This is a genomic window from Agromyces sp. Root1464 (assembly GCF_001427265.1).
GTDB lineage: Bacteria > Actinomycetota > Actinomycetes > Actinomycetales > Microbacteriaceae > Agromyces > Agromyces fucosus.
The window spans coordinates 95,688-113,033 of record NZ_LMFU01000003.1; the positions used below are offsets into that span (position 1 = coordinate 95,688).

A 17,346-nucleotide genomic window follows, 5' to 3' on the forward strand; every position below is an offset into this window, starting at 1 on the left:
TCCGCAAGCCCCTCGCTTTCCGCACGGCGGAGGCGCAAGATGAGTCGGTACGCACGCACAGATTCGAGGGGGAATGCAATGACTTCCGTCGCACGTGTCACCACCATCACCGTTCGTTCCGAGACCGGCTTCGACGACGCGGTCGCCGCCGGCGTCGCCCGGGCGTCGGAGACCCTGCGCAACGTCACCGGCGCCTGGGTCAAGGAGCAGAAGGTCGACGTCACCGACGGCGCCGTCACGTCGTGGTCGGTCACGCTCGAGGTGACCTTCGTACTCGACGACTGAGCGCCCGGCGACGAGCACGCGCCGATCGTCCGATCACCGAACGGGCGACCGGCATCCGGCATGCCCGGCGCGCGTGCCGGTGCGACCGCGGCGCCGCGCCGCTCGCGGTAGCTGAGAGTTCCATGAGCATCGCCGGACCGACGTCATCGAACGCGGCCCCGGCCGTCTCTTCGGGTGGAGGGCTGCACCCACAGCCCCTCCGCTTTCCACCCGAAGGAGCTGATCCACCGTGCACCCGCATGCGCACACCCCCGTCCGACCACACCGAGGATTCCGCACGATCGCGGCCGTCGCGGCCGCGGCGCTCGCCTCATTGGCGATGGCCGTCGCCGTGCCGACCTCGGCGCAGGCGAGCGAGCTCGACGCCATCACGAGCGTCGCGATCAACGCCGACGCCCCGAACGGCCCCATCGGGGTCGGGCAGCGCTATGCCGTCGATGCGACCTGGGCCGTCCCGGCCACCGCGGTCGCGGGCGACACCTTCCGCCTCGACTTCCCGAGCCCGGTGCGCGCCTACTCGGCGAACTTCGTGCTCCGCGACTCGGCGGGAGCCGACGTCGGCGAGTGCGTCGTCTCGGAATCGAGCATCGTCTGCACGCTCGGCGATTACGTCGAGTCGCACGACGACGTGCACGGTTCGCTGCACTTCTTCGCGCAGTCGTCGGCCGCGACCGACGACGACACGTACGTCTTCACGACCGGCAACGGCCTCGAGATCCGCGTCCCGATCCCCGGCGGCGGAATCGTCGAGGGCGGCGGCGAGCCCAGCACCGCCCCGACCTCGCCGAAGAAGTGGGGCTGGCTGAACGACGACGGCACGTCGATCACATGGCAGGTCGTCGTCCCGTCGGACGTGCTCGCCGCCGACCCGTCGCCCGTGCTCGTCGACGTCTACGACGCCCGCATGGGCTTCGACGCCTCGAGCCTCACGGCAGGCTGGGTCCCCGCATCGAGGTGGGACTCGTGGGAGTACCACGAGCTCGTCGCGGGCACCGGTCCCGAGACCTTCACGCTCGTCGACTCGCCTGCCACGCACTCCTTCGAGTTCACCTTCAATGAGCCGGTCACCTCGGAGGATCGCGTCTACATGCTGAAGTACCGCACGACGCTGCCCGCGGACGCGCGCGAGGGCGACCTCTTCGGCAACACCGTGACGGCCTCCGGCGAGGAGTTCACCACGTGGCCCGTCGAGTTCGTCACCGCAGGCGGCGAGGGCGGCGGAACCGGAAAGCTCGGCGGATTCACCGTGGCCAAGACGCTCTCGGGCAACGGCGCAGCCACGGTGCCCGACGACACGACCTACACGGTGACGTACTCCTACCTGCGCGACGGCCAGCCGGTCACCGGATCGCTGACGCTCTCGCCAGGATCACCGAAGGGCATCGCCGGCCTGCCGACGGGCACCGTCGTGACGCTGAGCGAAGCGGAACCCGAGGCGATCAGCGGAGCGACCTACGGGACGCCCCGGTTCTCGGGCGACGGCGTCAGCACGGATGCCGGCTCTGCTGAGCTCGTGATCGGCGACCGCACGACGATCGCCGTGGCCCTCGAGAACCCGGTCGCCCTCGTGCCGACCGAGTCGACCCCGCCGACCCCGCAGGTCTCCACGCCGTCGCCCGCAGTGACGGGCGCCGGCTTGGCCTCGACGGGCATCGAGCCGGGCTGGCCGCTCGCGGGCGCGATCGTCCTGGTGCTGCTCGGCGGTGCGGCGCTCGTGACCGTCCGACGTCGGGCGCACGCGGGCTGAGGCGGGCGCGACGCGGAGCGGGAGGGGCGAGCCCTCCCGCTCCTCGTGCTTCGATCTGGAAGGCGACCCCCCCGGCTAGAAGGCGAACGTGCCGGCGAGGGCGAGGAACGCCCCGCTGTCCTCATCGGAGATCGAGACGTTCGACCACATTCCCGAGACGAGTGTCGACGTCTGTCCACCCGGGCAGTCGAGCACATCGGCTGCTGCCGGCGCGCTGAGGGTCAGCATCCCCGTCACGCTCCCGTTCTTCCCGGCGGTGAACTCCCCGCTCTCTGAGACGTCGGTGCTGATCGTCGTCTTCTTCGGGTCGGACGGCACGTGGCCGCCGTTGTTGACGCATGAATAGGTCGCGTCGAGCTGCGCGGTGGCCGTGATGGTCTCCGTGGAACCCGACGAGAGTCCCGCTTCCTTGAACTGGACCACGAGCGAGGTGCCCGAGAGCGATGCGCCCGTGGCGTTCTTGATGAAGTGCGGGCTGCCGGCGGCCGAGGCGGCACCGGCGCCCACGAGTACGAGCGCGGCGGTCGCTGCGAGCACGGCGAGTGTTCGGCGAATGAGCATGATCTGCTTCCCTTCGGGTGGGTGTGCGCGGCCGGACTGCGCAGGCACCGGCCTTCACACGGGTCGCCCCCCGATCGGTCCGCGTGGACGGTGTCGCACCTGACCACGTCCTGTCGCCGACGGTACGCTTCACGGGCCGCGTCCGACATCCCCAAAATGAGGTTCATTCACTTTATGATCCCTCGTGACGAGGTCCCGACGTCGCCTTCCGTTCACTTCCGGCCACTAGAACGGGCACATGGATGACGCGTGGCTCACCGGGCTCGCCGCGTCGCCGTGGCTCCTGCCCGCGGTCTTCGCGCTCGTCGTGGCCGACGCGTTCCTGGTCGTGCTACCGAGCGAGACGGTCGTCGTGGCGCTCGGCGCCGTGTCGGCCACGACCGGATCACCGCCGCTCTGGCTGCTCCTTCCCGTGGCGGCCGTCGGCGCGGCCGTCGGCGACGGGCTCTGCTACCTGATCGGTCGGCGCGTCGGCCTCGACCGGTGGCGTTGGCAGCGCACGCGCCGGACCGCAGCCGCGATCGAACGGGTCCGGGTCGCCGTGCACCGCCGGACCGCGCTGCTCGTGTTCACGGCGCGCTACGTGCCGTTCGCCCGCATCGCGGTGAATATGGCGGCCGGAGCGGGTCGGGTCCCGCTCCGGCGCTACCTCCCGCTGACAGCGGCTGCCGGGGCCGTGTGGGCGTGCTTCAACATCGGGATCGGCGCGGTCGTCGGAGGCCTGCTCCTCGACTCGCCGCTCCTCGCGACCGCGGTCTCCGTTCCGGTCGCGATCGTGCTCGGCCTCGCCGTCGACCGGGCGATGGCGCTGCTCGACCGCCGTCGCACGGCCAGAGAGGCGTCACTCCCCAGTGAGGCCGCCGATGAGGTGGCCGAAGGGCCGGTCGAGGGCGAAGGGGTCCCTGACGTTCGCTGAACGGTCGCTCGCGGCGACGAGCGCGGCGAGCTCGCCGGAGGCCCGGTCGATACGGGCCGGGAGCGTCTTCACGCTGTCTGCCGACTCGCCCCAGTCGCCCGTCGCGGCGAACACGCCAGTCGGCGCGACGATCGCGTGCAGGTAGGTGAACATCGGCCGCAGTGCGTAGTCGAGCGCGAGGGAGTGCCGAGGCGTCCCGGCCGTCGCGCCGATCACGACCGGCAGTTCGGCGAGCGCGGCGCTGTCGATCACGTCGAAGAACGACTTGAACAGTCCCGAGTAGCTCGTCGTGAAGATCGGCGTGACGGCGATGAGCCCGTCGGCGCCGGTCACGGCCTCGATGACCGCCTCGAGCTTCGGACTCGGGAAGCCCGTGAGCATGTGGTTCATGATGTCGGTCGCGACATCCCGCAGCTCGAATGTCTCGACGGTCGTGTCGATGCCCTGCTCGGCGAGCTTGGCGACGGTGGCGTCGCTCAGCTTGTCGGCGAGCATGCGCGTCGACGACGGCTGGCTGAGGCCGGCCGAGACGACGGCGAGGGTGCGCGTGGTCATCGTCAGGCTCCCTTCACTGCTGCGGCGCCGAACGCGGCGCCCTTCGGAGCTGCGATCGTGCCGCCGTCGGCCTTCGCCGCATTGCGCGCGGCGACGAGCGACTCGTGCGTCGGGGCATCCGGAACCGTCGCGGGTCGGTTGTTCGCGAATTCCTTGCGCAGCACCGGCACCACCTCCGAGCCGAGCAGGTCGAGCTGCTCGAGCACGGTCTTCAGCGGCAGGCCGGCGTGGTCCATGAGGAAGAGCTGACGCTGGTAGTCGCCGACGTAGTCGCGGAAGCCGAGCGTCTTGTCGATGACCTCCTGGGGGCTGCCCACCGTGAGCGGCGTCTGCGAGGTGAACTCCTCGAGGCTCGGGCCGTGGCCGTAGACGGGCGCGTTGTCGAAGTACGGGCGGAACTCGCGTACGGCGTCCTGGGAGTTCTTGCGCATGAACACCTGACCGCCGAGTCCGACGATCGCCTGCTCGGCCGTGCCGTGCTCGTAGTGCTCGAAGCGCTGGCGGTAGAGCGCCACCATGCGCTGGGTGTGCGAGGCAGGCCAGAAGATGTGGTTCGCGAAGAAGCCGTCGCCATAGTAGGCGGCCTGCTCGGCGATCTCGGGGCTCCTGATCGAGCCGTGCCAGACGAAGGGCGGCACGTCGTCGAGCGGGCGCGGCGTCGACTGGAAGCCCTGGAGGGGCGTGCGGAACTGGCCGTCCCAATCGACGAAGTCCTCACGCCACAGGCGGTGCAGCAGCCCGTAGTTCTCGAGGGCGAGGTTGATGCCCTGACGGATGTCCTTGCCGAACCACGGGTAGACGGGGCCGGTGTTGCCGCGGCCGAGCATGAGGTCGACGCGGCCGTCGGCGACGTGCTGCAGCATCGCGAAGTCCTCGGCGATCTTCACGGGGTCGTTCGTCGTGATGAGCGTCGTGGAGGTCGTGAGCTGGATCTTCGACGTCTTCGCTGCGATGTAGGCCAGCGTCGTGGTCGGCGAGGAGGAGAAGAAGGGCGGGTTGTGGTGCTCGCCGAGTGCGAAGACGTCGAGGCCGACCTCTTCGGCGTGCTGCGCGATCGTCAGCACGTCGGTGATGCGCTCGTGCTCGCTCGGCGTACGCCCCGTCGTCGGGTCTTGCGTGATGTCGCTGACGGTGAAGATTCCGAACTGCATGGTGCCCTCCTGGGCTCATCCTCGTGGGAGATTCCGTGTTGCATGCTTTTGCATACATCTGAGCAAACGGATGCCTCCTGCACAGTATTCCCGATCGGTGCGCCCCGCACGGATCAGGCGCCGAGCACCGTCCGTGCACGCGAACGGGGCGGACAGGCCCGATGCCTGTCCGCCCCTGGAACCGCGCTCGATCGGTGTCAGTCGAGCTCGTCGTGCTCGTGGCCGTGGTCGGGCGCGAGCCCGCCGCCGCCCGGCAGGTTGACCGTGCCCTCGGGAGTGCCAGGTGCCGGCAGCACGAAGTTCCCGGGCACCTTCGCGCCGACCACGCCGTTCACGGACTCGGTGGAGTACGCGTAGGTGAGCACCGCCGTCGCGATCGCGTCGGAGTTGACGTCGAGCGCATCGAGCGCGAGGTTGTCGATCGTGTCGCAGACGAGGTGGTAGCACGGGTCGTACTGCGCACCCGCGGTGCCGCCCCAGATCTCCGCCTGCGCCGGGGTCTTCACGACTTCGGCGCCGGTGAACAGGCCACCGGCCGGCACGCCGTTCTGGATGAACGCCTGGTAGTCGCTGCGCCCGCTGAACTGCGCGTCGTCATACGGCACGCCCGCCCACGTGTAGTAGCTCTCGAAGAGGTCCTCGATCTGCGTCGAGCCCTCGGGGATCGGAACCCCCTCGGGGGCGTCCCAGCCCGACTCGTCGCCGTCGTACACCATGAAGATGTAGTTGGGAGACGCCACCATGTCGAAGTTCAGGTACAGCGCGACGTCGTCGAGCGTGCCCGCAGCCACCTGGTCGGCGACGTAGGCCCGCGAGCCGAGCAGTCCGCTCTCCTCAGCACCCCACCATGCGAACCGCAGCGTGTTCTCGGGCTGCAGCTTCGACATCTGCTGCGCGATCTCGAGCAGCGCCGACGAGCCGCTGCCGTTGTCGTTGATGCCGGGGCCGGCCTGCACCGAGTCGAGGTGCGCTCCGGCCATCACGACGTTCCCGTCGTTCTTGCCCGGCAGTTCGGCGATCACGTTCACCTGGGGCCGCGACTCCGGCGAGGAGACGACCACGTGGGCGGTCGAGCCCGCCTGCGCGAGCTTGGCGCCATCGGCGAAGCTCGCGCCGACGACCGGGATCGACAGCGGCGTCTGGTTGACACCGAACAGCGTGCCCGTCAGCAGCCCGGAACGGAGCTCGGTGTTGCCTTGGTTGAACATGATGACGGCCGCCGCGCCGGCCTCCTGGGCGTTGACGGCCTTGACGCCGAACTCGCACGTGCCTCGCTGGATGAGCGCGATCGACCCGGCCGGGAAGCCGACGAAGTCGCTGTCCTCGCAACCGCTCGTGACGGGGTCCCGCGGGGGTGCGAGCACGATGTCGACGGGCACCACGTTGCCCGTGATGTCGCCGTAGCCGGTGCCCGTGAAGACCGCCGACTCGTAGGTCGCGGGGGTCGGTGCGAGCTGTTGCAGCGTTGGCGGCGGTACGTAGGTGAAGTCGAACCCGTCGAGTTCGACGTTCCAGCCTGCAGCCTCGAGCGTGTCGACGACGTAGTCGACGCTCTCGGTGTAGCCGGTGGTCCCGGCCGCACGGTTCCCGCCGTTGGCATCGGCGATGTCCTGCAGCGCCTGCTGGTGCTCGAGCACGCCGTCGACGCGAACGCACTCGAGCAGCTTGGTGTAGGTGTTGTTCGTGCGGTTGTCGCACCCGGCGCCCGCCGGCGCCGCCAGCGCCGCGCTGGTCGGTACGAGCGCCAGCCCGGCGATCGCCGCGGTTGCGATCACCGCCGTCCTGGCGCGCTTGGAAAGTGTTGCAGATGGGTACATCGTCTCCCCTTCCGTGCCGGTCCGTCTCCATTGACCCCCGGTCGGGGGCCAGCATATGTGGTGCGTCGCGCAGAAGACAGCCCTTGCTTCCGATTCGGCGCATCGGCGCACGGATCGAGCGTGACCGGCGCGCCTCGTGGCTAGACTCGCCGTGATGGGCACGATTTCGGTCATCATTCCGAGCTTGAACGACGCGGACTTCCTCGCCGCATGCCTCGACGCGCTCGCGAGCCAGACCCGGCTCCCCGACGAGGTCATCGTCGTCGACAACGGCTCGACGGATGCCACGGCCGACGTCGCCCTCGCCGCCGGCGTGCGAGTGGTGCACGAGCCGCTGCGCGGCATCTGGCCGGCGACGGCCGCGGGGTTCGACGCGGCCACCGGCGATCTCCTCGCCCGCCTCGACGCCGACTCGGTGCCTGCACCCGACTGGATCGCCGAGATCGAGCGGCGCATGGCCGCCTCCGACCGCCCCGCGGTCGTCACGAACGGCGGCACGTTCTACGGTCGCAACTCCGTCGTGCGCTGGATCGCACGGAACATCTACATCGGCGGCTATTTCACCGTGATCGGTGCGCTGCTCGGGCATCCGCCCATCTTCGGCTCGAACTACGCGATGCGGGCCGACGCGTGGGCACGTCTCCGCGACCTCGTGCACCGCGAGCGAGCCGACGTGCACGACGACCTCGACCTCGCGTGGTGGATGCAGCCCGGCATGACGGTCGTGCGCGACCGCCGCATGCTCGTGGGCGTCTCGGCGCGCCCGTTCGACACGTTCGACGGCCTTGCCCGACGGGTGCGCATGGCGTTCCACACGATGTCGGTCGAGTCGCGGGAGTGGCCGCCGCTCACCCGGCGGGCCGAACGACGCCGCGCGCCGGTCTGGGTATGGGAGGCGAACGCATCGCCCACGGATGCCGTCGTCGTCGATGCGGCCGAACCCGACGGTGAGGATCCGCTGCCCGCGTGAGCATCCGCCCGTCGCCGCCCGCGATGGCTACGGGGTGAGCTCCGTCGCCTCGAACAACGCGAGCATGTCGCGCACGAGCTGATGCGGCGCGGTCTCGCACGGGCTGTGGCCGGTGGGATAGACCGACAGGTGCGCCCCGATCTCGCGAGCGAATCGCTCGTGCAGCTCTCGCGGCCAGAGGTCGTGCTCCCCGACCGCGACGAGCTTCGGGACGGACGATGCCGCGAGCTCGGCCCGGAGGTCGGGCGTCTGCATCATGAGCGCGATGATGTCGTCGACGCTCTCGCGGCGCGTGAGCGCGAATCGATCGCGCACGAACTCGAGTCGACGCGGCGGCACCCGGTTGAGGTTGTTGCGGATGCCCCAGAGCATGAGGCCTGCACCTTGGCGGGGCGACGTGAAAGCGCTGATCGGTCCGATGCGCTTGACCCCGCGGAACGACTGGCCGGGTTCGGGCGGGGCGCTGAGGAGCGTCAGGCTCGCGAAGCGCTCGGGCCGCGCGAGGAGCGCGAGTTCGGCGAGGGTGCCTGCGAAGCTGTAGCCGAGCACGTGCGCGGGCGCCGTGCCGTCGTCGAGCACCGCGAGGAAGTCGTCGAGGAAGAGCCGCTCGTCGTAGCGCTGCCGCGGCGGGCGGAGGTTCCACGGACCTGCCCGCCATGACTCGTACTGGCCCGCGAGGTCGAACGACTCGACGCGGTATCCGGCCTCGGCGAAGAGCGGCATCATGAGCACGAAGTCCTCTTTCGAGCCCGTGGCGCCCGGGACCAGCACGATGCGCGGGGCCGACGGAGGTCCGAGCGCGACGCGTGCGAGCATGCCGCTCGGCGCCTCGAACATCGAGTGCTCAGCGCCCTGGGGGAACACCCGCCAATCGAGGTCGGGGATCGCGTCGTCGGCGGCACGTGCCGGGTCGGGCTGCGCGGTCCCATGCGGACGCACGACATCGACCGCGACCTCCGGTTCCGACGATTCGTCGGAGACCGAGCCGCGGCGACGGAACGAACCGAGCGCGTCTCCGAAAGCGACCACGCCTTCACGATACCGGCGCCGGGGCGGGGCGGGGCTGCACACTCGCATGCGATCCCGCTTCCCGCAGCAGGCGCCGGCGCACAGCTCGCGCAGAGCGAACACCGAGCACGTCCACAGCGACGCGGAATAGGCTTGCAGCATGGCTACCGTGGCGCTCACCCTGGACACCTTCGAGAAGACGATCCTCGAGGGCGGCACCGTCTTCGTCGACTTCTGGGCCGGCTGGTGCGGCCCGTGCCTGCAGTTCGCGCCGAACTACGAGGCCGCCGCCGAGGCGAACCCCGACTTCACCTTCGCCAAGGTCGACACCGAAGACCAGCAGCAGCTCGCCGCGGCCATGAACATCACGTCGATCCCCACGATCATGGCGTTCAAGGACGGCATCGGCGTCTTCGCACAGCCCGGCGCGCTCCCCCGGCCGATGCTCGACGAGCTCATCTCCCAGGTGCGGGCGCTCGACATGGAGCAGGTGCGCGCGGACCTCGCGAAGCAGGAAGCCGAGGAGGCCTCGGCCTGAGCCGCGTCGGCCAGCGTCGACGGATCACTCCGCCGCCGTGCCCTCGAGCCGCTCGAGTCCACTGAGGTCGACCTCGACGCCGTAGGGCCGCGAACCGCCCGTGATGAGCGCGGGCACACGTGCGTATCGAGCCTGCTCGCGCATGCCGTCGAGCAACCCGCGCCATCGGTCGTCGGCGGCCGGGCTCAGGAAGCCGGCATGACGGGGTCGGTCGCCGCCCACGAGCTGCACCCCAACGCGGTACCGCCGCGAGAGCCACCGACTCGAGCGCGGCACGAGCACTGCGAGCTGTTCCGTGCCGCCGTACAGCCGAGCGAGTTCGATCGCGGGCTGGCGGCGGTGTGCATCGGCCACCGGCACCACGGCGCGCACCTCGCGCTCGACACGCGGTGCGTCGACGAGCTCGAGCCCGTCGATCGTCGTGAGGTCTCCCCATTGATCGGGGTTCGAGCGCCGTGACCCGCGCACGAGACCGACGACCAGCCACGCGACCGCCGCCCCGAGGACCACGAGGAAGGGCCACAGCAGCCACGGCGGGCCATCCGGTCGCACGACGCCCGTCAGCAGGAGCAGCACGAACACGACGAGGTACGGGAGCGGCTCCCAGGCGAGAAACGGCTTCGAGCGGAGCGCGGGCATGTGCTTCAGGCTATCGCGGGCACGGATGTCTCGAGCCCGCCGGATGCCTCGGCCGAGGTGTCGACCTGCGGCGCGTCAGCGCAGCCGCTGCATGAGCTCGGCCACCTCGTCGAGTACGGACTCGTCGCCCGCGTACAGGCCCTGCTCGCGCGGCCAGTGCGCGACGACATCGGTGAATCCGAGTTCGGCTGCTCGCCCGACGGCGTCCTCGAACGCAGCGGCACTCTCGAGGCTGTACCGCGGCTCCGAGTCGAGCGAGAGGATGCGCTCGAGACTCGACGGATCGCGGCCTTCCCGACCGCACGCCTCATCGAGCCGGTCGCTCAGCTCGGCCAGGCGTCGCCACCACGCGTCGGTGTCTTCGATCGTGCCGCCCGTCGTCACCCAGCCGTCGCCGAGCCGGGCCACGAGGTCGAGTCCCTTCGGTCCTTCCGCCGCGAGGTGGAGCGGCATCCGCGGCCGCTGCGCCGGCTCACCGACCATGCGAGCACCGGATGCGGTGAACCACTCCCCCTCGAACGAGATGCCGCCGGACCCGGGTTCCTCGAACCGCAGGAGCACGTCGAGCGCCTCGGCGAACTCGACGAAGCGCGCGAGACGCTGCCGCGGCGTGTACTCGGGCTGGCCGAGCACGAACGCGTCGAACCCGGTGCCGCCCGAGCCGACGCCGAGCAGCAGGCGGCCGCCGGAGATCTGGTCGAGCGTCGCGGCATCCTTCGCGAAGGGCACCGGATGCCGGTAGTTCGGGCTCGCGACGAACGTGCCGAGCCCGATGCGCTCGGTGACCATCGCCGCAGCCGTGAGCGTGGGCACCGTCGCGTGCCAGCGCTCCCCGGCGAGGCCCCGCCACGAGAGGTGGTCGTAGGTCCACGCGTGGTCGAACCCGAGCTCCTCGGCGCCGCGCCAGTGGTGCACCGCCTCGGGCCAGTCGTACTGCGGAAGGATGATGACGCCGAATCGCATCTTCAGAGTCTAGGCAGCACCGCCACGCCGCTCAGACCGTGAGCGGCCCCACTGCGGTGTCGAGCGCCTGGAGCAGGTCGGCGATCAGGTCGTCGGCGTCTTCGAGGCCGATCGAGAAGCGCAGGTGCCCGAGGGCCTTGAAACCGTCGGGGTAGAACGCCACGCGCGGTCCCGTCGTGCCGACGTGCACGATGAGCGACTCGTCGTGCCCGAGCGAGACGGCGGAGGTCACGATGCGCAGCGCCGCGACGAAGGCGTTCTGCACCTCGGGACCGCCGTCGATGGCGAACGACATGACCCCGCCGTAGGCGCCGCCGAACTGCGCCGTGGCGAGCTCGTGCTGTTCGTGCCCGGCCAGTCCCGGATAGGCGACGAACGCGATGCGAGGATCGGCGTCGAGCGCTTCGGCGACGCGCAGGGCGGTCGCGAACGTCTGCCGCAGGCGGAGCGGCAGCGTCACCGAGCCGCGCATGATGAGCCAGGCGTTGAAGGGGCTGATGACGCCGCCGACGTCGACCATCGCGTCGGCCTTCAGCTGCGCGATGAGCTCGTGGCGCCCCGAGACGGCGCCGCCCATCGCGTCGCCGTGGCCGTTGATGTACTTGGTGAGCGAGTGCACCGAGAGGTCGGCGCCGTGATCGAGCGGGCGGAAGAACGGCGGCGGAGTGAACGTGGAGTCGACGCTGAGCAGGGCGCCGGCCTCGTGCGCGATCACCGCGACGGCCGCGACATCCGTCACCTTCGTCGTGGGGTTCGCGATGGCCTCGATGTGCACGAGGCGGGTGTTCGGGCGGAGCGCCGCGCGCACGGCGTCGAGGTCGCTCGTGTCGACGAAGTCGGCTTCGATGCCGTACTTCTCGGGGAAGAGCTCGGTGAAGAGCCGATAGGTCGCCTCGTACGAGACGTCCGAGACGATGACGTGGTCGCCCGACCTCAGAAAGGTGAAGAAGACCGCGTGCAGCGCCGCGACGCCGCTCGCGAGCACCACGGAGTCCTCGCCGTGCTCGAGCACCGCGAGCTTCGCCTGCAACCCGATCTGGTTCGCCCCGGAGTTGCGCGTGTAGAGCGGGTTCTCGGTGCCCGACCAGCTCATGGTCGACGGGTCGTCGGGCAGCGCGTACGAGTTCGCCATGACGATCGGCGTGCGGATCGCCCCGGAGCCGCCGTCGACGGCATTGCCGGCGTGCACCGCCTGGGTCGTGTCGGCGAGCTCGGTCCAGTCGGCGCGTGTCATGTCTCGACGCTACGCCCGGGTCGCCGAGTATTACGGCCGGTTGCTAGTCGCGGGCGTCCACCGCAACCGGCACGAGATCGATGTCGAGCGCGACCGACGCCGCGTCGCGTGGACGCTCGAAGCGCACGAGCACGATGCCGCCGAGGATGAGCAGCCCGCCCGCAGCCTGCAGCGGACCGATCGCCTCGCCCAGCACGAACCACGCGACGATCGCCGCGAAGATCACCTCGGACAGCCCGAGGAACGACGAGAGGCGCGTACCGAGCAGGCGGATGGCGCTGATGCCGGCGACGTAGGCGAACGCCGTCGAGACGAGGCCGACCGTCAGCACCGGCACCCACCACGGCGCGACCGTGCCGAAGTACTGGACGTCGACGAGCTCCGCCGAGAACGGAACCACGCCGACGATGCCCAGCGCACCGAGCACGATGGCACCCACCACGAAGCCGCTCGCAGCGAGCGAGATCGGGGGGACCGAGGCATCCGCTCGCTCGCCGAGCACGTAGTAGACGCAGACGCCGACCATTGCGACGCCCGCCAGCAGCAGTCCGAGGACGTCGAGGCCGCCGCCGCCCGGACCGATCACGAGGTAGAGGCCCGTGATCGCGAGCACCGAGCCCGCGATGACGACGAACTGCGGCGCCCGGCGCTGGCGAGCCCACGCGACGAGCACGAGCGCGACCGGCGCCAGGTACTCGATCAGGAGCGTCGTGCTGACGGGGATGAGCGCGATCGAGGCGTAGAAGGCGACCTGGGTGCCGACGACGGCGATGAGCGCGTACGCGAGCACGGTCCAGCGGGCTCGCCAGAGCGGCCGGAGGTCGAACTTCAGGGCGATGAGGCCCGGAACGATGAGGGCGAGCGCTGCGACGCTGATACGTGCGAAGACGGCGGCGCCGGGCGACCAGCCCGACTCCAGGAGGGGCTTCACGACCACGCCGCCGGCGCCGAAGGCGAGACCTGCGGCGAGACCCAGGACGATGCCGAGGACACCCTTCGAGCCGCGCATCGGCGTCTCCTTCTCAGTCGGGGATTCGTGGCCATGTCATGACCGAACGACGTTATGCTCGTGACAGTACCGCCAACGGATGTCAGGAGTCAAATGATCTTCACCGATGACACGATCGCGGCACTCGGCTTCGTCGCCGCCCTGGCCGACACCGTGCCCGAGGCATCCGAATCAGGCGCCGACGAACTCTCGACGCCCGAGCAGCTGAGCGCGATCCTCGACGCGTGGTGGTACTCGGGCCGGCGCGACGGCACCGCCGCCGAGGTCGCCGAGGTCGCCGCAGCGCGCGACCGGCTGCGGGTGCTCTGGCGCCTCGATCGCGACGACGCGGTGAACGAGGTGAACGCGATCCTCGACGAGGCCAACGCCCTGCCCCGGCTCGTGCGGCACGACGACCTCGACTGGCACGTGCACGCGACCAGTCAGGACGCCCCGCTCGCCTCCCGCATCCTCGTCGAGGCGGCGATGGCGTTCGTCGACGTCATCCGCGCAGACGGCATGGATCGCCTGCGGGTATGCCAGGCCGACGACTGCGCGGGCATCTACGCCGACCTGTCGAAGAACGCCTCGCGCCGCTACTGCAGCACTCGCTGCGGCAACCGCATGGCCGCTCGGGCGCACCGCGCACGCGTCGAGTAGGGAGTAGGGAGTACGCGCTCGACCGTCGGCCCCTCGCCCCGCGAGTCGGCGGACATTCCCAGCGACACGCCGCACGCGACCTCACCGACACGGCGTGTCGCGCGAAGCATCCGCTGACTCGCAGATGTCCGGTCGCCTCGATCCGGCGGGCCACCCCGGGGATGACGAAAGCCCCCGGCCACTGGGTGGCGGGGGGCTTTCGCAAGAAGCTCGCGGTATCAACGAGAGCCGCAGCGGTGAAGCTGCTTAGCGGCGCAGGCCGAGACGCTCGATGAGCTTGCGGTAGCGGTTGATGTCCACATCGGCGAGGTAGCCGAGCAGACGACGACGCTGACCGACGAGGAGGAGCAGGCCACGACGCGAGTGGTGGTCGTGCTTGTGCTCCTTCAGGTGCTCGGTGAGGTCCTTGATTCGCTTCGTGAGGAGCGCGATCTGGACCTCGGGGGATCCAGTGTCACCGGGGTGCGTCGCGTACTCTTCGATGATCGCCTTCTTGACATCGGATTCAAGTGCCATAGATGGGATCCCCTTTCTTCTAGTTGCGCGCTGCCCGTAGCAGATTGCCCGGGCTCTCTTTGTGCGCGGCCGTCATGACGGCAACCTCAATACTCTACCAGAGCGGATGCCTCGCGGCCGACCTGCGCGGTTCGCCGGCTCGCCTCGAATCAGCCCAGCTCGATCACCGCCTTGCCGAGCACGGCGCCCGACTGCAGCCGGGCGAGCTGGTGCGGCACCTGCTCGAGCGGGTGCGGGCCGTCGATGATCGCGCGCAGCTCCGCTGCCGCGGCGAGCGCGGCGATCGCGGGCAGGTCGCGGTTCGGCACGGCGGCGAGCAGCGAGATGCTGCGGGCGGGCTCGGCAACGACTTCGGCACCGTCATCATCACCGGCACCGGCATGACGGTCGAGGCGAGCCCCCGCGAAGAGCACCTGGGCGATACGTCCCGGACTCCCCCCGATGTACGCGGCTCGCCCGCCGTCGGCGAGCAACTCCTTCGCCCGAGCCGGCGGCAGTGCCCCGACGACGTCGAGCACGAGATCGAAGGCGTGGCGCGAGTCTGCACCGTCGGGTCCACCAGCGGCGACGACGTCGGCCCCGAGCTCGGCGAGCGCGTCGAGCTTCCAGACCGCACGCTCGACGGCGGTCACGTGGGCGCCGCCGCGCTTCGCGAGCTGGATCGCGAACGTGCCCACTCCCCCGCCGGCGCCGACGATGAGCACGCGCCGGCCCCGCAGTGAACCGTCCGACGAGCCATCCGGCGCCACGGCCTCTGCACCTCCGAGCGCCTGCCAGGCCATGCTCGCGGCCTGCGGCAACGCGGCGGCCGTGAGGTCGTCGAGCCCGACCGGCCTCGCCACGACCGCGTCCTCGCGCGCGACGACGAGGTCGGCGAAGCCGCCCCAGCCCGCCGCGGAGAGTTCCCCGAACACGGCATCGCCGACGCGATGGCGGCTCGCACCCGGCCCGACGGCGACGACGGTGCCCGAGACATCCGAGCCGATCACCCGACGCTTCGGGCGGAACGGCGACTCGAGGCGCACGAGCGTCGCCCCGGTGGCGAGGTCGACGTCCCACGAGTTGAGTGACACGGCGGCGACCCGCACCACCACCTCGCCCGCTCCAGGCACCGGATCCGGCAGCTCGGCGAGACGCATGACCCGCTCGGACGGGCCGTAGCGGTCGAGCACGATCGCGCGCATGCGCGGCATCCTCTCGTCGTACTCAGGAGCGACCTCCCGATGGTCCGAGACTACCGATCGCGCGGCTGGACGGCACCGGTGCTTGCGGCGCCGCCGCCGGTGCGGGATGCTGCCCGCATGCGGAAGCCAGTTCTCGTCGCGATCGGTTCGCTCGTCGTCATCATGGGCGTCGTCTTCATGTTGCAGGGATTCGGGCTCATCGGCGGTAGCGCCATGACCGGCTCGACGCTCTGGGCGATCCTCGGGCCCATCATCGCGCTCGGCGGCGTGGCGCTCATCGTGATCGGGTTGCGGAGCCGGCCGAAGAGTTGAGCTCCGGCACGGGGTCGCACACCGCTTGGCACGACGGATGCCCCGGGGCAGACTGACCCCATGGTCTTCGTCATCAAGCGGGTCTACGACCAGGCCGACGCATCCGACGGCTATCGCGTGCTCGTCGACCGGCTCTGGCCGCGCGGCGTGAGCAAGGAGCGCGCCGAGCTCGACCTGTGGGACAAGGATGTCGCGCCCTCCCCCGACCTCCGCACCGAATGGCATCAGAACCGCGAACGATTCGACGAGTTCGCCGCGCGATATCTCGGCGAGCTCGACGAGAACGCCGCTGCCCGGGAGCTCGTCGACCTCGGCGAGAAGCACGACCGGGTCACGCTGCTCTTCGGTGCCCGCGACGAGCAGGTCAACCACGCGGCGGTGCTGCTCGAGTGGCTCGGAGAGCACGGGGCATCCGTCGATCGCGGCGACTGACCGCTGCCGGCCCTGACGCTACGGGGCCAGCAGGAAGATCGCCGGCCACCCCGTGTGCGCGTACACGATGACCGCGAACACGACCGCGTCGAAGAGCATGTGCACGACGAACACGTACGTGAGTGATTTCGTGAGCTTGAACGTGTACCCCTGGATGAGCGCGAACGGGATCGTGAGCAGCGGCCCCCACGACTGGTACCCGAGCTCCCACAGGAAGGACACGAACACGATCGACTGCAGCAGGTTCGCCTGCCACGACGGGAAGTGCCGGCGCAGCAGCACGAAGACCGTGCAGATGAAGAAGAGCTCGTCCCACGTTCCCACGGCGGCGACGCCGACGAAGAGGCGCGCGATGGTATCGGGCTCGGTCACGGTCGGCCAGTTCTCGTACACGCCAGAGGTGATGAAGTAGAACGGCAGGATCAGCCAGCCCGCGAGCGTCACGAAGATCAGGTAGAGCCACTGGGTGCGGTTCCAGCGGCGGCCCGTGCGCCACGGGAAGCGGATGACGTGCTCGCGGTACACGAACCGCGAGATGACGTAGGGCACGAGCACGGCGAGGCCGAGCACGACCGCGAATCGCACCATGCCCTCGTCGCTGAGGTCGGCCTTCAGCGACACCGTCGAGATGATGACCTGGCCGACGGCGATGAGCGCGAGGTCGGCGAGGAGGCGTTCGGTGCGGCCCGAGCGATCGCAGAGCCACGCTGCCACGAGGCCGACCGCGAGCATCGCGTAGCCGGCGATCGGCACCATGAACCCGAAGAGCAGCACCGCCGCCCCGCACACGAGCAGGGCCGGCACGAGGGCGATCGGATGCGTCCGCAGCTCGGGCTGCTCGACGGCCTCGACGAGGTTCGCGCTCGGCAT

20 protein-coding genes are annotated in these 17,346 nt (G+C 70.1%); 8 read left to right on the top strand and 12 right to left on the bottom strand.

Annotation, left to right across the window (positions count from 1 at the left end; genetic code table 11):
* Positions 1-78: 78 nt before the first annotated feature.
* The gene (locus tag ASD23_RS16090) at positions 79-285 is read left to right on the top strand and encodes a dodecin family protein (RefSeq protein ID WP_056013706.1); all 207 of its coding nucleotides are present in this window, start codon (positions 79-81) and stop codon (positions 283-285) included.
* A gap of 229 nt (positions 286-514) precedes the next feature.
* Positions 515-2,032 (top strand): DUF5979 domain-containing protein, encoded by a 1,518-nt coding sequence (locus ASD23_RS16095; protein ID WP_056013709.1) that lies wholly within the window; start codon positions 515-517, stop codon positions 2,030-2,032.
* Positions 2,033-2,107: 75 nt separating this feature from the next.
* Here ASD23_RS16095 and ASD23_RS16100 read toward each other — a convergent pair whose 3' ends face one another.
* Positions 2,108-2,593 carry a hypothetical protein gene (locus ASD23_RS16100; RefSeq protein WP_056013715.1) on the bottom strand — a complete coding sequence of 162 codons (486 nt, stop codon included), beginning with the start codon at positions 2,591-2,593 and terminating at the stop codon, positions 2,108-2,110.
* A gap of 238 nt (positions 2,594-2,831) precedes the next feature.
* Between ASD23_RS16100 and ASD23_RS16105 the strand changes: the two genes are divergently transcribed.
* Entirely contained in the window at positions 2,832-3,509 is a 678-nt protein-coding gene (locus tag ASD23_RS16105; protein WP_082571599.1) for a DedA family protein, read from the top strand.
* On the opposite strand, the gene ASD23_RS16110 is transcribed toward ASD23_RS16105, so the two are convergent.
* The 3 genes from ASD23_RS16110 to ASD23_RS16120 all read right to left on the bottom strand — a co-directional run bounded on the left by ASD23_RS16110 (position 3,435) and on the right by ASD23_RS16120 (position 6,990).
* Positions 3,435-4,064, bottom strand: coding sequence for an FMN reductase (locus ASD23_RS16110; protein ID WP_056013718.1), 630 nt, complete (start codon positions 4,062-4,064; stop codon positions 3,435-3,437). The genes ASD23_RS16105 and ASD23_RS16110 overlap by 75 nt on opposite strands.
* Before the next feature lie 2 nt (positions 4,065-4,066).
* Positions 4,067-5,215: an LLM class flavin-dependent oxidoreductase gene (locus tag ASD23_RS16115; RefSeq protein ID WP_082571600.1), complete on the bottom strand. Its 1,149-nt coding sequence runs from the start codon at positions 5,213-5,215 to the stop codon at positions 4,067-4,069.
* 197 nt (positions 5,216-5,412) lie between these two features.
* A complete protein-coding gene (locus ASD23_RS16120; RefSeq protein ID WP_235507790.1) occupies positions 5,413-6,990 on the bottom strand; it encodes a M28 family peptidase in 1,578 nt (525 codons plus the stop codon).
* A 196-nt stretch (positions 6,991-7,186) separates the two neighbouring features.
* Between ASD23_RS16120 and ASD23_RS16125 the strand changes: the two genes are divergently transcribed.
* Complete coding sequence (locus ASD23_RS16125) at positions 7,187-8,002, top strand: glycosyltransferase family 2 protein (protein ID WP_082571658.1); 816 nt, start codon at positions 7,187-7,189, stop codon at positions 8,000-8,002.
* A 27-nt stretch (positions 8,003-8,029) separates the two neighbouring features.
* Here the strand turns inward: ASD23_RS16125 and ASD23_RS16130 are convergent, their stop codons facing one another.
* Positions 8,030-8,941 carry an alpha/beta fold hydrolase gene (locus ASD23_RS16130; RefSeq protein WP_056014909.1) on the bottom strand — a complete coding sequence of 304 codons (912 nt, stop codon included), beginning with the start codon at positions 8,939-8,941 and terminating at the stop codon, positions 8,030-8,032.
* A 229-nt stretch (positions 8,942-9,170) separates the two neighbouring features.
* Here ASD23_RS16130 and ASD23_RS16135 point away from each other — a divergent pair, with 229 nt between their 5' ends.
* Positions 9,171-9,548: a thioredoxin family protein gene (locus tag ASD23_RS16135; RefSeq protein WP_056013724.1), complete on the top strand. Its 378-nt coding sequence runs from the start codon at positions 9,171-9,173 to the stop codon at positions 9,546-9,548.
* 24 nt (positions 9,549-9,572) lie between these two features.
* Here ASD23_RS16135 and ASD23_RS16140 read toward each other — a convergent pair whose 3' ends face one another.
* The 4 genes from ASD23_RS16140 to ASD23_RS16155 form a co-directional block, all read right to left on the bottom strand.
* Positions 9,573-10,187 carry a hypothetical protein gene (locus ASD23_RS16140; protein ID WP_056013730.1) on the bottom strand — a complete coding sequence of 205 codons (615 nt, stop codon included), beginning with the start codon at positions 10,185-10,187 and terminating at the stop codon, positions 9,573-9,575.
* A gap of 75 nt (positions 10,188-10,262) precedes the next feature.
* On the bottom strand, positions 10,263-11,150 hold the full coding sequence (locus tag ASD23_RS16145) for an LLM class flavin-dependent oxidoreductase (protein ID WP_056013735.1): 888 nt from the start codon (positions 11,148-11,150) through the stop codon (positions 10,263-10,265).
* Between the two features lie 31 nt (positions 11,151-11,181).
* A complete protein-coding gene (locus ASD23_RS16150) occupies positions 11,182-12,384 on the bottom strand; it encodes a trans-sulfuration enzyme family protein (RefSeq protein ID WP_056013738.1) in 1,203 nt (400 codons plus the stop codon).
* Between the two features lie 43 nt (positions 12,385-12,427).
* A complete protein-coding gene (locus tag ASD23_RS16155; RefSeq protein ID WP_056013741.1) occupies positions 12,428-13,393 on the bottom strand; it encodes an EamA family transporter in 966 nt (321 codons plus the stop codon).
* A 93-nt stretch (positions 13,394-13,486) separates the two neighbouring features.
* Here ASD23_RS16155 and ASD23_RS16160 point away from each other — a divergent pair, with 93 nt between their 5' ends.
* Positions 13,487-14,032, top strand: coding sequence for a CGNR zinc finger domain-containing protein (locus tag ASD23_RS16160; protein ID WP_056013747.1), 546 nt, complete (start codon positions 13,487-13,489; stop codon positions 14,030-14,032).
* Positions 14,033-14,278: 246 nt separating this feature from the next.
* On the opposite strand, the gene rpsO is transcribed toward ASD23_RS16160, so the two are convergent.
* Positions 14,279-14,548 carry a 30S ribosomal protein S15 gene (gene rpsO / locus ASD23_RS16165; protein WP_056013748.1) on the bottom strand — a complete coding sequence of 90 codons (270 nt, stop codon included), beginning with the start codon at positions 14,546-14,548 and terminating at the stop codon, positions 14,279-14,281.
* A gap of 149 nt (positions 14,549-14,697) precedes the next feature.
* The gene (locus tag ASD23_RS16170) at positions 14,698-15,732 is read right to left on the bottom strand and encodes an NAD(P)-dependent alcohol dehydrogenase (RefSeq protein ID WP_162248761.1); all 1,035 of its coding nucleotides are present in this window, start codon (positions 15,730-15,732) and stop codon (positions 14,698-14,700) included.
* Between the two features lie 117 nt (positions 15,733-15,849).
* On the opposite strand from ASD23_RS16170, the gene ASD23_RS16175 reads away from it, so the two are divergent.
* Together ASD23_RS16175 and ASD23_RS16180 are read left to right on the top strand one after the other, a co-directional pair.
* Entirely contained in the window at positions 15,850-16,044 is a 195-nt protein-coding gene (locus ASD23_RS16175; RefSeq protein WP_056014911.1) for a hypothetical protein, read from the top strand.
* A gap of 60 nt (positions 16,045-16,104) precedes the next feature.
* Positions 16,105-16,476 (top strand): DUF488 domain-containing protein, encoded by a 372-nt coding sequence (locus ASD23_RS16180; RefSeq protein WP_056013754.1) that lies wholly within the window; start codon positions 16,105-16,107, stop codon positions 16,474-16,476.
* 18 nt (positions 16,477-16,494) lie between these two features.
* On the opposite strand, the gene ASD23_RS16185 is transcribed toward ASD23_RS16180, so the two are convergent.
* On the bottom strand, positions 16,495-17,346 hold the full coding sequence (locus ASD23_RS16185; protein ID WP_056013758.1) for a CPBP family intramembrane glutamic endopeptidase: 852 nt from the start codon (positions 17,344-17,346) through the stop codon (positions 16,495-16,497).